At 27.7% G+C, this 14,472-nt stretch carries 11 protein-coding genes and 1 pseudogene; 1 reads left to right on the top strand and 11 read right to left on the bottom strand.

Annotated features, from left to right (window positions below):
- Positions 1-7: 7 nt before the first annotated feature.
- From HMPREF0216_RS08865 to HMPREF0216_RS08820, 11 genes and pseudogenes are all read right to left on the bottom strand, one after another.
- A complete protein-coding gene (locus HMPREF0216_RS08865) occupies positions 8-1,258 on the bottom strand; it encodes a sensor histidine kinase (protein ID WP_005213701.1) in 1,251 nt (416 codons plus the stop codon).
- Positions 1,251-1,931: a response regulator transcription factor gene (locus tag HMPREF0216_RS08860; protein WP_005213700.1), complete on the bottom strand. Its 681-nt coding sequence runs from the start codon at positions 1,929-1,931 to the stop codon at positions 1,251-1,253. Before HMPREF0216_RS08860 ends, HMPREF0216_RS08865 begins: the two co-directional genes overlap by 8 nt.
- Positions 1,928-2,479: a UBA domain-containing protein gene (locus tag HMPREF0216_RS08855; RefSeq protein WP_005213699.1), complete on the bottom strand. Its 552-nt coding sequence runs from the start codon at positions 2,477-2,479 to the stop codon at positions 1,928-1,930. Before HMPREF0216_RS08855 ends, HMPREF0216_RS08860 begins: the two co-directional genes overlap by 4 nt.
- A 147-nt stretch (positions 2,480-2,626) precedes the next feature.
- Entirely contained in the window at positions 2,627-3,166 is a 540-nt protein-coding gene (locus tag HMPREF0216_RS08850; protein ID WP_005213698.1) for a UBA domain-containing protein, read from the bottom strand.
- A 138-nt stretch (positions 3,167-3,304) separates the two neighbouring features.
- The gene (locus HMPREF0216_RS08845) at positions 3,305-4,744 is read right to left on the bottom strand and encodes an FAD-dependent oxidoreductase (protein WP_005213697.1); all 1,440 of its coding nucleotides are present in this window, start codon (positions 4,742-4,744) and stop codon (positions 3,305-3,307) included.
- A gap of 164 nt (positions 4,745-4,908) precedes the next feature.
- Positions 4,909-5,328 (bottom strand): sensor histidine kinase, encoded by a 420-nt coding sequence (locus HMPREF0216_RS16335; protein ID WP_051040685.1) that lies wholly within the window; start codon positions 5,326-5,328, stop codon positions 4,909-4,911.
- A gap of 120 nt (positions 5,329-5,448) precedes the next feature.
- Positions 5,449-8,178 carry a ligand-binding sensor domain-containing protein gene (locus HMPREF0216_RS16330; protein ID WP_242824719.1) on the bottom strand — a complete coding sequence of 910 codons (2,730 nt, stop codon included), beginning with the start codon at positions 8,176-8,178 and terminating at the stop codon, positions 5,449-5,451.
- A gap of 451 nt (positions 8,179-8,629) precedes the next feature.
- On the bottom strand, positions 8,630-10,633 hold the full coding sequence (locus HMPREF0216_RS08835; RefSeq protein ID WP_040419530.1) for an oxidoreductase: 2,004 nt from the start codon (positions 10,631-10,633) through the stop codon (positions 8,630-8,632).
- 193 nt (positions 10,634-10,826) lie between these two features.
- Positions 10,827-11,273 carry a type II 3-dehydroquinate dehydratase gene (gene aroQ / locus HMPREF0216_RS08830; RefSeq protein WP_005213693.1) on the bottom strand — a complete coding sequence of 149 codons (447 nt, stop codon included), beginning with the start codon at positions 11,271-11,273 and terminating at the stop codon, positions 10,827-10,829.
- A 122-nt stretch (positions 11,274-11,395) separates the two neighbouring features.
- Positions 11,396-12,266, bottom strand: a pseudogene (locus HMPREF0216_RS08825) (shikimate dehydrogenase).
- Positions 12,267-12,542: 276 nt separating this feature from the next.
- Positions 12,543-12,728: a hypothetical protein gene (locus tag HMPREF0216_RS08820; RefSeq protein WP_005213690.1), complete on the bottom strand. Its 186-nt coding sequence runs from the start codon at positions 12,726-12,728 to the stop codon at positions 12,543-12,545.
- A 376-nt stretch (positions 12,729-13,104) separates the two neighbouring features.
- Here HMPREF0216_RS08820 and HMPREF0216_RS08815 point away from each other — a divergent pair, with 376 nt between their 5' ends.
- Complete coding sequence (locus HMPREF0216_RS08815; RefSeq protein ID WP_005213689.1) at positions 13,105-14,466, top strand: dicarboxylate/amino acid:cation symporter; 1,362 nt, start codon at positions 13,105-13,107, stop codon at positions 14,464-14,466.
- Positions 14,467-14,472 lie beyond the last annotated feature (6 nt).

The raw sequence follows: 14,472 nt of genomic DNA, 5'->3' as shown, positions 1-14,472 counted from the left end.
TCATATATTAATTTTCTGGTAAATAAACTGTTATTCTTGTTCCTATTCCTTTTCTACTTAGTACACTAAAATAGCCTTTATGATTATCAATAATCCATTTTGCTATAGAAAGACCAAGCCCTGTACCTCCATTTTTTCTAACTCTGGCTGTATCAGCTCTAAAAAAGCGTTCAAATATATGTGGTACATCTTCCGCATCCATTCCTATTCCATTATCTTGTACAGAAAAATAAACCTCATTTTTATCATTTTTTCCTATTCTAAGTATTATATCTTCCCCAGCTTCTGTATATTTTGCTGCATTTTCAACCAATATTCTAGCAGTTTGTTTAAGAAGTCCAATATCACCATAAACATTAATTTCTTCTGAATTAATATAGCTATATATATGTTTGTCATCTATCATTTTAGATTCTTCGAGAACCTCACTCATCATATTATTTAATGAAAACTCTGTAATAGTAAGCTGTGTTTTTCCATTAATTCCTCTAGCTAAAAATAATAGCTGCTCAACTAAATTTTTCATATTTTCAGATTCAGATTTTATTGCTGCAATAGATTCATCTAATACACTTTCATCACTTTTTCCCCAACGGTCTAACATATTTGCATAGCCTTGAATTACTGAAATAGGTGTTCTAAGTTCATGTGAAGCATCTGATACAAATCTTGCTTGCTGCCTATATGAGTCTCTCATTCTATCTAATAATTTATTAATGGCATCCTCTAACCCCTTAAATTCATTATCTTGAATATGAATCCTTTCATTGGAGGCTACTGGACTAATTTTTGATATAGCATCTTCTAAAGTGTGGAACTTTTCTTCATCAAATACCATATTGCTAAGTCTTTCCGCAGTTTCTGCTATTTCATTAAGTGGTTTTAAAGTTTTTCTAACCTTTGCTGTACCGAATATTATTTCTTCTAATAAAAATATTAGTTCTATAATTCCTATTACTATACCTATTCTTCTTAAATTATATAAAAACGCACTAGCATCTTTAATCATTATCTTTCCATTATCCCATATTACTGTATAATTTGATGTTTCTATTGGGTAAAAATTAATTGATCTTTGTGCATTTTGTACTAATTCCCCATAAAAGTTTTTTTCAGCATCAATACACCATAATCCTATTAAAATACTCAATAAAATTACATCAATTATAAGAAATTTAAAAAATAAATCTCTTACTTGTAGTGAATTAAGTTTTATTGCAATAGATGTAACATTTTTTGTTTTTTTCTTTCTATTCATCTTTTATTACGTATCCTACTCCACGAACTGTGCTAATTATTTTAACATTAAATTTATCATCAATTTTTGTTCTTAAATATCGTATATAAACATCTATTACATTTGTTTCCCCAACATAATCATACCCACATACCTTCTCCATAAGTATATCTCTAGTTAATACTATATTTTTATTTTCCATCAATATTTGAAGCAAGTTAAATTCTCTATTAGTTAGTTCAATTTGTGTATTATCATAAAGTACTTTATGTTTTAATTTATCTAAATATAGTAAGCCACAGTTTAGTATATTTTCATCCTTTTTTATAGTAATAATTCTCTTTTTCAAAGCATTTCTAACCCTTGCAAGCAATTCTTCAATTGCAAAAGGCTTTGTTATATAATCATCTGCGCCAGCATCTAATCCAGATACTTTATCCATAACAGCATCTCTTGCAGTAAGCATAATTACAGGTATATCAGAAATTTTTCTAAGCCTTCTTAATACTTCAAGTCCATTAAGCTCTGGAAGCATAACATCAAGAAGAACTAAATCTACTTCACCTTTTTCAGCTATTTCAAGACCTTCTCTACCATTATTAACTTTAAGCACCTTATAACCTTCATGAACTAATTCTAGTTCTATAAATCTTGCTATTTTTTCTTCATCTTCAACAATTAAAATCTTAATCATTTCTTTCCCCCAACTTTACCTTTTTCTTTAATGTTCTTTACCTCTTTTGATATTTTATTTAATATATTGTTAACCTTATCCACTTTAACTTCTTTAGATAACATAGAAAATTCTACATTTAAAAACAGTCCAATAACAACAAGAGGTATTAACATCCAGAATCCAAATATTAAAAGAACAATAACTACTGTTAATGGAAGCTTTAAATAGAAATTATTTTCACCTTTTATTTCTACAAAAATATTATTGCATGTATCTATAACCTTACATATAGATTCAAAAATCCCTTCAAAGTTATTATGTGATTTATAATCACTATCCTTTTTAACTTCATCAAAATCCAATTGACTTCTTGCTTCTTCATAACCTTCATTATATTCATTGGTGTAAAATATACTAACAGAAGGTCCTTTTATTTTTTTATTTCTCTCCAAATATAAAATAGAATCAAGCATATCCCAATTATTTATTTCCAAAACATTTTTTGCTTCCTCATAGGTTATACCTGTTTTATCTTTTAACTTCTCCACAAGATTAAGCTTATCCACAAATGTTCCTCCAGTTTTTTATTTAATAATATCTCATTTAAATTCTATCCTAATTTATTAAATTATACCATTTTAAGAATTATTTCTAAACATTTCTTAAAAAGAAAAAAAGCCCTGAATAACCTTCAGGACTTCCTTTATAATATCTTAGTTTCCTTCATATCCTTTTTTAAAATCTTTTTTTATAGTATCTGCTGATTCTGATACTTTTTCAAAAACATCATTAACTCCATCACATTTCATATTAGGACCTGAAACTGAATACTTATATCCACAGAATAAACCTATTACTAATAATATTGCAGTTGGTGGCAAAAAGAATACTAATAAAAGTATTGAAATTGTTAATGATATTCTTATTGGCTTTTCATTATCTTTTTTAACTTCAAAATAATTCTTATTTCCTTTAGCTATAAATTTTCCTAAACATTTAAATATTCTCCCAATAACTTCTCCAATTCCACCATATCTTTCGTCCTTTTTTTTAGTGTTATCCTCTTTCTTTTGATCCTCTTCTTTTACTTCAATAATAACAGTAGTATCATTATTTTCTACTTTTCCACTTCTCTCTAAATATATTATTGAATCTAAAAGATCCCAATTACATTTTTCTAATACTTCCTGTGCTTCTTCATAAGTTACATGAGCCTTTTCCATTAATTTTTTAATCATTTCATTTCTTTCCATTTATATTACCTCCATGAATTTAACTTCTTCGTTCATCATGGTTATATAATACTTCTAGAAAATTAATCTAAAATATAAGAAAGATTAAAATTAGATTAAAATTTAACTTTCACCCATATTTTCTGAATTTATTATTTATTAACTATCTATAATATCCTTAGTAGCTGGACCTTCTATTAATCGTCCTTTATAATCAAATCTTGAACCATGGCATGGGCAATCCCATGTTAATTCATCTGCATTCCATTTAAGCTGACATCCTAAATGCGCACACTTTGTTGATACAATAAATGATTCACCTTCATCATTTTTATAAACACCAACTTTTTCTCCATTGTATTCTACAATTCCGCCATGCCCATTTCTAATATGTTCTATATTACTACTTGGAATATATATTTTCTGTGCAATAAAGTTCTTAGCTGTTTCACTTATATCATTAGCAATATTACTTATTGATAACGATAAATCAAATCTTTTTGGTGAAAAAATTTCTGAAAAATCATTTTCTCTTCCCAATATCATATCTGATATTATCATTGCAGATATCATAGCACTTGTCATTCCCCATTTGTTAAAGCCTGTAGCAACATATATATTAGGAGTTTCATCAGAATATCTACCTATATATGGTATCCCATCTATAGTCATACAATCTTGCGCTGACCAATAATACTTTTCTTTTGAATTTGGGTATAATGATTTTGCCACATCCCTTAGCTTTTCGTAACTTCCACCACTTTCATTTTCTCCAGTTCTTTGACTTATGCCACCTAATAATACTAAATTCTTATACATTCTAAATGAATATCCCTCTGTATCAACATCTATATACATACCATTAATATCAGGTACTCCTTCTAAAGCTATAACATATGATCTTTCTTGATGCATTTTCATGAAATAATATCCCGGTGTATTCATTATTGGATAATGCGTTGCTATAACTATTTGCTTTGCCTTTATAGTACCATTATTTGTAGTTACTGAATCTTCATCAATTTTTACTGCCCTAGTATTTTCATAAATAATTAAATCCTCTGAGATATCTTTTAAAAATTTAAGTGGATTAAATTGTGCTTGATTATTAAACTTAACAGCTCCATTAATTTTAAAAGGAAGATTAATCTTATCTACAAACTCTGCATTAATACCAAGCTTATTAGCAGCCTCCACCTCTTTTTTTATACTCTCTATTTCATTTAAAGAATAAACATATGCAGATTGTTTTTGGAAATCACACTCTATTTTTCTCTGTTCAATTATTTCTTTATATTTTCCTATAGCAAGTTCATTAGCTCTTGCATATTGTTTAGCTTTTTGCTCTCCGAACTCTGATATTAGCTTATGATAAATTAAATTATGTTGAGATGTTATTTTTGCAGTAGTATTTTTAGTATTTCCACTTGCAGTTTCACCTGAATCAATTACAACTACATTTTTTTCATTTTCCTTTAACATAAATGCTATTAATATTCCTGCTATTCCACCCCCAATAACTAAAACATCTGTTTCTATATCTTTATTTAAAGCTTCTCTTTTTTTGAAGTTACAATTTTCACTCCATATTGATTTCATAAACTCACCTCAATATTAGTATTCCATTGTTAGAATTTTATAAACACCATATTCCGTAATAGTTTTTATAAAAAAACCATGTAGAAATATCTTCTACATGGCTATAAAGTTTAAATTACAATAATATTGTAAAATTTTCCGTTATTTAATATAATCTTCTATTCTTAATTTACTAATCCGCCTGATAACACTATTGTAAATTTACTTCCTTTATTAATTTCACTTTCCAGCTTAACATATCCATTATGAAGCTCTACTATATGCTTAACAAGTGTAAGTCCAATTCCACTACTACTTACCTTTGTAGCATTAGTTCCTTCTACTTGTGAGAACCTTTTAAATATAAATTCTTGATCTTCCTTTGATATTCCTATACCTGTATCCTCTACAGTAATCTCAACCTTTTCATTAATCACCTTAATATATACATGAATTTCTCCACCTTCCGGAGTAAACTTAACTGCATTTCCTATCAAGTTAATTACACATCTTTCAACTTCAGTTGCATCACAAGAAATTATCTTTTCTTCTATATCCGGATCAATTATAAGGGTTAACCCCTTTTCTTCAATATATTTACTCATACTAAGAGCAGCCTCTTCCACTATATAAACTATATCATTGTTTTGCTTATTAATTTTATAATGACCTGTTTCTATCTTTGAGCTATCTATAATATCATTTATTATTTTTAATAAACTATCTCAGTTTTTACTTATAATATTCATATATCTATTTGATTTTTCTTTACTTATACTTCCTTCCTTGCTCAAAGCTCTTTCTAGTTGTATTGTTGATGATATAACATTTATTGGTGTTCTAAGCTCATGTGATAAATTTACAAAATAATTATTTTTAAATCTTTCATTATCTATTATTTCTTCACTTAATCTTTTATTCTCTTCTAATTGGGCATTTAATTTCATTGTTTTTTGATTTACTAACTTTCTTAATATCTTAACATAATTTAATATATATAGTACTATTGCACATATTATTAAAACATATATTATACAAGCTAAAGGGCTCTTCCAAATTGGATTTTTAACCCTTATATTCATATGTGCTTCATCTGTTAAATTACCATGTCCATCTCTAGCTCTTATTTTTAGCGTATATTTACCTGGCTTTAAAATCTTAATAGATAAATTATTATTATCGTCTACATATACCCAATCTGAATCAATACCTTCAATCATATATTCATAAGTTATATTATCTAAAGTCCTATAATTAGGTAAAAAATAATCAATAGATAAATCTTTATCATCATACTCTAAAATTAACTCATTACCATCATAAATGGCTTTTTCTTTTCCAATTAAAATATCACCAATTACAACCTTATCATCAGCTTTTTCCGGTTCGACTATTTCATTTGGCTTAAAGTATACAACACCTTTTGTGTTTCCAAACATCATAGTTCCATCTCTACAAATAAGACTAGAGTTTACATTAAATTGGCTTCCATACACTCCATCTGTCTCTGTAAAATTTACTATATCTTTCGTTTCTATATTAAACTTATTTAATCCATTATTTGTACTTATCCAAAGGTTACCGCCTTCATCTAATAATATTGAATTTACAAAATTATTAGTTAAACCTTCTACTATGGTATATGAAGTAAATTCATCTGATTCTATATCCAATTTACTTAAGCCCATATTAGTACCTACCCATAAATCTCCAAAGTTATCAAAAGTAATACAATTAACCTTATTACTAATTAATGATTTTTCATCTGAAGAATCATTAAGATATTGCTTAATAACGCCATGTTTTTTACTATATTTAACTATCCCGGTATCACTTCCCCCTAACCAAAGTATATTTTCATCTCTATAATCTTCTATAATATACTTTATATGACCTGGATTTATATTAAATTCTTTTAGTTTATAACTATAATATGTTTCTTCTCCAGAACTTAAATTATAGGAATAAAAGTTATCTTCTGTAGCTGTCCATATTTCTTTCCCATCATTATATAAATAATTTAATTCTGAGTAATAAGCTTGTTCATATACATCATTGGTATATGTATAATTCTTTGTATCAATTGCTACTAAATTTTTATTAGTTGTAATAATAATAAATTGATTATTTATACTAAACATCTTTTTTACATACCTGTTACTAAAACCCAGTTCATTATCATATGTATTTAAATGCCTAATTAATATTCCATCTTCATTATATATATATACTCCATCAAATTTAGTAGCTATCCAAACATACTCATTATGTTGGACAATAGATACTATATCCTTATCATATATCGCTTTATCACTTCCTATACTAGTCATTGAAGAATTAAATTGTCTATTTTCATTTAATATATTTATCCCTCTATCAGTTCCAACCCATATTACTCCATTATTATCTTCATAAAAACACGTTATAATATTACTTGAAATAGAATTAAGATTATTTTCATCTCTCTTAATCTCTGTTATCTTTGATGTACCCTTAATGTATACCTTTATTCCCTCACTGCTAGATATCCATATATTATCTTTACTATCACTCATAATAAAATTATTATTATATATTTTTATATCTTTATTTTTCTCATCTAAAATCTTGTCCATCCCATCTTCATTTAAATTATATGTTTTTAAACCTTCATTTGATAAAATTAGTATCTGTTTTGATTCAGTACTATTAATATCATATATAATAATTCCCTCTTTAGTGGAAACCCACATATAATCAAAACTATCACTTTCTATATCATGAACAAATAATTTATTGTTGTCTATTTGAGTTTGAGTATATATAACTTTAGAATTTTCATCTAAAATATTTATACCATTTTTTGTTCCCACCCATAGTCTCTTATATTTATCTTCTTTTAAGCAAGTTATATATGAATTAGTTAATGAGTCACTATCATTTTTATCATAAAAAAACTCTTCTACTTCATAAGTTTCAATATTTATTTTTATTAATCCATTTGAAGTACCAACCCACATAATATTTTCTTCATAGTTGCTCTTTAATATATCTGTAATTTCTAATTCACCTAAACTATAATTCTCGATAGTATAATCTTTCAATCTTATCACTTCAAAAGTATTATTTATTAAAATATCTAAACCATAGTTCGTTCCAATCCATATGTTTCCCCTATCATCTTCTTCTATGGCATTTATGTATGTTGAACTTAAAGAATCTTTTCTATTAACATCTGCATTATATGTCTTCACATTTTTACCATCATATCTATTGAGCCCATCTGCTGTTCCTATCCACATATATCCTTTACTATCTTGAAAAATTGATGTTATATATTCATTGGAAATTCCTTCATAAATAGATAACTTTTCAAACTGCTCTGCTAATAATATACTTGCTGATACATTTTTAAAAGTTAAAATATTCATTAAAATACATATTAACACTATAATTATTATCGATTTTGATTTCATTTCTTTACTACCTCATTCTTATATCCCTATTATATGTTAAAATATACCCTGTTATATTATATAGTAAATACATTATTTTTCAACAATATATACATTTTTTTATTATACTGTTAATTTTATGGTATCTTTTTTATATATCTAAAATTATATTTAATTTATTCAAAAATTTAATTTCTCATGAACTATGCTTTCAATAAAACCTTATTATTCTTAAATATATTAGACTTTTCACACCTAATCCTTGTAAATATATAAGATCCTTCAAAAAGCAATCAAAAATATAAGATCATTTAAAGCTTCATGATATCTATGCTTCTAAATTATTAATCTCTTGTTTACGCTATTATTCTTTAAGTTTTATTAGTATTTCAACATATTTTAATAAAAAATAACCCAGATGATTTCTCAACTGGGTTGGGTGTATTTATATTTATATTATATTAACTCTATATTATAAAGCTCCAATTCTCTTAAGTGTATCAGTGATATGTCTACCTTCTTCAACACCTTCAATAATTCTTCTAGCTCTAACACTATCACCAATATTAACAACTTCAACATTAGTTCCAGCAAAGTTTTCTTGAAGAGAAGTCATTAATGGTGAGTATGCTCTCATTCCTAAACATACAAATCCATAATCAAAGTTGATTTCTTCATCTTGCCCATCTTTATTAACTATAAAGCTACTATCTTTAATTTCTAATAATGAAGTTTCAATTCTTACATCTACTTCTTTCTTCTTAAGCATAGTCATAAAATCAAGCTTAGTTATTATATCCATTCCATTTCCTACAGCTGGCATTCTTTCAACTATAGTAACGTGAGCACCTTTGTGAGCGAAGTATTCAACTACATCTAGTCCAACAGCTCCTCCACCGATAACTCCTATTTTCTTTCCTTCTAAGTCCATTTCATTGAACTTTTCAATATTATTTATTAATCCAAAGATTGATAATACTTTTGAATCTTCTTTATCAACTCTATCATGTAATCCTGTAATTGGAGGTAATAATGGAGTTGATCCTGTAGCATTAACAACTACATCTGGTTTTAAGTTTTCTATTGCTTCAATTGTAGCAGTAGTATTTGTAAATATATAAAGATTTCTTAACTTCTTAGCTCTGTTAATTAAGTAATTTGGGAAATCATTAATTCTATCTTTAGCTGGTAATTTAGCTATTTCTCTAGCTAATCCACCTAAGTAAGGTTTAGCTTCAAATAAGAATGTTGTACATCCTACTTCAGCAGCTGTACAAGCAGCTTCTAATCCTGCAGTTCCTCCACCAATAACAACAACATTAACTGGCTTGTTTACTTTCATAGAAGTATGAGCTTCTTCTCCTAAGATAACTTCTGGATTTATTGTACATCTTACTGGTCTATTTATTCCAATTCTATGACCAGCACATCCAATGTTACAAGATATACATTTTCTTAATTCATCTTCTCTTCCACTTCTAACTTTGTTAACCCATTCTGGATCAGCTATAAGTCCACGTCCCATTGCTAATAAATCAGCATGTCCTTCTGATAATATTCTTTCAGCAACTTCAGGATTTCTAATGTTTCCTGATGTTATAACTGGCTTGTTAAACTTTTCTTTGAAAGCTTTTGCCATGTATGAACGCCATCCATCTTTTAAATAGTTAGCATCTATTTGATATTGAAGTGTATCGTTAACTGCGGCTGATACATTTAATATATCAATTTCATCAACAAGGTACTCCATCATTTCTAATGTATCTTCTAATGTATTTCCACCTTCCATAAATTCATCAGCACTAAATCTAAAGCTTATTGGGAACATTGGTCCTACTGCAGCTCTAACTTTTTCTAATACTAATTTAGGGAATCTTACTCTGTTTTCTAAACTTCCACCAAACTCATCAGTTCTCTTATTATATAAAGGTGATAAGAATTGACATAATAAGTAAGAGTGTCCTCCATGAATTTCAACTGCATCAAATCCAGCCATTTGAGCTCTTCTTGCCGCATCTGCATACTTATCAGCAATTGCATATATTTCTTCTACTGTTAATGGTCTTGGAATAGCTCCACCTGTTTTTGATGGTATATTTGAAGAAGATACTGGAGTATTTCCTTCAATTCTTCCTGGTACTGCTGATGCTCCAGAGTGATTTATTTGAATTGCAACACAAGCACCATGTCTATGTAATCTTTCTGTTAATCTAAATAGGTTTGGCATATATCTATCATGATCTAATCTAATTTGAGTTGTTCCATTTGAACCAACTGGGAAATCAACGCAAGCATTTTCTACTATTATTAAACCAATGCCACCTTTAGCTCTCTTTTCATAATATTGAACATGTTCTTCAGTGAAATCACCCATAGCTCCGCCGTAATTTGTTCCCATTGGAGGCATAGCAACTCTATTTCTAATAGTCATATTCTTTATTGTTAATGGTGTAAATATGTTTTTATACTTATTCATCCTACATTCTCCTAATAAATTATATATTGATAAAGTTTTAACTTTTGCTTTCATACTATTACTTAAATAAGTATAACCCCACAAAAGCTATAAATCTAATGAATGTTTTTAGCTTTTTCTATAGATTTAATCTATCAATTTAAATCAAATAAAAAAGGCTGCGCATATTGCAACAGCCATTTTTGCTAAATTCTTACTTATTTCTAGTAATATAATCTTCTAGAGCCTCCATAGCTAAAACATAACCTTTTTCACCGAATCCACACATTTGTCCGATACAAGCTGGAGCTGTTTTAGACTCTTTTCTGAATTCTTCTCTAGCATGTACATTAGAAATATGAACTTCAACTGTTGGAATTCCTGTATTTCCTTTAATTGCATCATGTAAAGCTATGCTATAGTGAGTATATGCTCCTGGATTTATTATAACCCCATCAAACTTTTCAAAGTATGCTCTTTGTAAGAAATCTATCATAGTTCCTTCACAGTTGCTTTGAAGTAGAGTAACTTCGTGTCCTCTCTTTTCGCCTTCTTCTTTTATATATTCACAAATCTCAGTAAAGCTCTTTGATCCATATATTCCTTTTTCTCTAACACCTATCATGTTTATGTTTGGTCCATTTATTACCATGAATTTCATTTTTATTTCCTCCTAGATGCAACTGTGCACCACTATATTTTTTCGTATTATTTTTTTAATGAAATACCTACGCCTGCTAATCATAGGCATACGTTCACTTTTCAAAATTTAAATTTGGAAGCTTACTTATCTCCAAATAAGAATTCTTTCATGTGTTCTATTGGCATTTCTTGTCCAGTCCAGCATTTAAATGCTTCTGCACCTTGGAATAACATCATTCCTAATCCATTGATTGTTGGACATCCAACTTCTTCTGCTAATTCTAATAATCTAGTTTTTGCTGGTTGATATACAACGTCACTTACTATAAGATCTGGCCTTAGCATATCCTTTTCTATGTATGTTTGACCAACGTATGGCTTCATACCCATTCCTGTACCATTTGTGAATATTGCAGAGTCAGCAATTTCTGCTCTTAATGCATCTTTATCTTCTAATCTAAATAACTTAGCCTTACAGTTAGTTTTTTCATTTATCCTTCTTAACTGTTTCTTCTGATCTTTCAAAAAATTCAGCGTCTTGATTGAATATTGAAAGTTCAGCTACTCCATCTAATGCTGCTTGGATACAAATTGCTGTAGCTGCTCCACCAGCTCCAACTATAGTCATTTTCTTACCAATAATATCAAATCCAGCATCGCTTAATGATCTCATGTAACCAACACCATCAGTAATGTGTCCAGTTAAAACACCATCATCATTTATAACTGTATTTACAGCTCCTGCAAGTTCTGCTGCTGGAGTTAATTTATCTAAATATTTATGAATAACAGTTTTATTTGGCATTGATACATTGCAACCTCTAGCTTGCATTGCTTTTAATCCTTTTACTGCATCTTCTAATCCTTCATTTCCAACTTCAAATGCAAGATAAGCATAATCTAAACCTAAATATCTAAATGCTTCATTATGCATCTTTGGTGAACTTGTATGTTTAATTGGTGTTGCTAATAATCCTATTAATGTAGTATATCCTGAAATACGTCTTTCCATTGTATTCTCTCCTTTATATTAAATAGCTTACTTAAATCTTAAGCCATTCCTAATCCATTTAATTCGCTTAGTATTTTTAACAAAATAATGAACGTTAAATATTTAACACTTAATTTACTTTTATTATATTCTAGTATTCTCTACTAATCCAATTGATTTTAGCAACATTATCTATAGATAAAAACTATATATTAATTAATTTACATAATTATCTTTTATGAATATAAAAAAATGATGAATTATAGATAATATATTATCTTAATTCATCATTATATATTATGCTATTGATTCTTTGTTTTTCTTTATCCAATTATAATATTTTTCTTGGCATTCTGTAGAACAAAACTTATTACCATTCCAATAGTCTATATAATTGCAATCCTCGTTGCAAACACTACATTTAAGAGTTGCTTTTACCTTCATCATATTGTATTGCCCCATATTTAATTTATTAAATTTCATTTTTATATGCCCCCTTATAAATTCTATATTATATATATTTTATCACCTTTCCATCTTAATAAGTAATGCTTTTTATAGATATTTTCTATAAATATTATAGTTTTTATCTATAAATTTATTTTCTTAAATCATTCATCTCAATACTATATTTACATAGTTAAATTATTGACATATTATTTTTTCTAATATATATTTATCATAGCGTTAAATAATTATATTCCATTAATAAAATATTCAACACTTAATTTTTAATATGCTAATTTACAACCTTTACATAACTTTTTTATTGATAAACTGTTAATACTATAAATATGTAATTTGGCTTATGAAACTATAATATAAACTTATTTATATATTTTATTTGGGAGATAATTTTATGAAATTTAATTTTACAAAAGGAAAAAATAACTCTGCTCAGCTAGCTATAAGAATGGGATTATCTCTGGTGCTAGCTTTAATTGTCGGTACACTTTTTATATTATTAAGAGAATCATTAATAGCTAATGATAAATCTTCACTTTGGAATATTATTAATAATATTTTATTTCAAGATATAACTACTGAAGAAGGGAAAAATGCTTTTGGTATTTTTTATATATTAGGACAATTATTCATTAATTGTCTTCAATTAATTATAATTCCAATGGTGTTTTCATCTATAGCCTTAGCTATGTGTCATATTAGCGATACAAAAAAACTTGGACGAATATCATCAAAAACACTTTTAGGATTTTTAACTACATCTATATTTGCGTTAGCAACAGCATGTGTTTTTGGATTTACTGCTTATAAACTTGGATTTTTTAATGTCCACCTTTCTACTAATACTACTACATCTGTAACTGTATCTAGTGGAAGTAATCCACTACTTGTAATACTTAATGCTGTTCCAAACAACATAACTAGTGTTATGTCAAATAACTCAATGGTATTATCTATAGTATTTTTAGCTGTAGTTATTGGTTTATGTATTAATGCTCTAGATGAAAAGATTTTAGTGTTAAAGAACTTACTTATTGATATAAATAATATAATCAGCGTATTTTTAGGATTTATAATAACTAAATTTAGTCCAATTGCAGTTTTTGTGTTAATTACAAGAACATTTGCTGTATATGGCATAGATCATTTAAAACCAGCATTAGCTTATATGCTTGTAGTCGCAATAGCTTCAATAATATTTTTAGTGATTGCTTATCCACTATTTGTTTATTTAAATACAAAGTTAAACCCTATTATTTTCATGAAAAAAATTGCTAAAGTTGCTCTTTTAGGATTTTCAGCTGCCGCTTCATCTGCAGCTTTATCCTTAAATGAAAAAACAACTGTTGATGAACTTGGCGTTGATAAAGATATTGCATCTTTTGTTTTACCTTTGGGAATGACAATAAACATGAATGGTACCGCAATAATGCAAGTAATAGCAGCTATTTTTATAGCAGCAAGCTCTGGATATAATCTTACTATTCAAAATGTAATTTTAATTGCAATATTAGCTTTAATAGCTTCTATAGGTACTCCATCTGCTCCTGGTTCTTCTTCAATAATTCTATTTACAGTTTTAACAGGAATGGGATACAACAACGAAGCTACTCTTATAGCTTATTCACTTATAATTGCTATAAATAGACCTATAGACATGTTAATTACTTGCTTAAATGTAATTGGAGATTCTGCTACAGCTGTAGTTGTTGCTAATTCTGAAAACTCTTTAGATAAAGAAACTTATAATAGCTAAAAATAT

This window comes from Clostridium celatum DSM 1785 (assembly GCF_000320405.1).
Lineage (GTDB): Bacteria > Bacillota > Clostridia > Clostridiales > Clostridiaceae > Clostridium > Clostridium celatum.
This window is presented reverse-complemented; position numbering and strand designations above follow the sequence as displayed.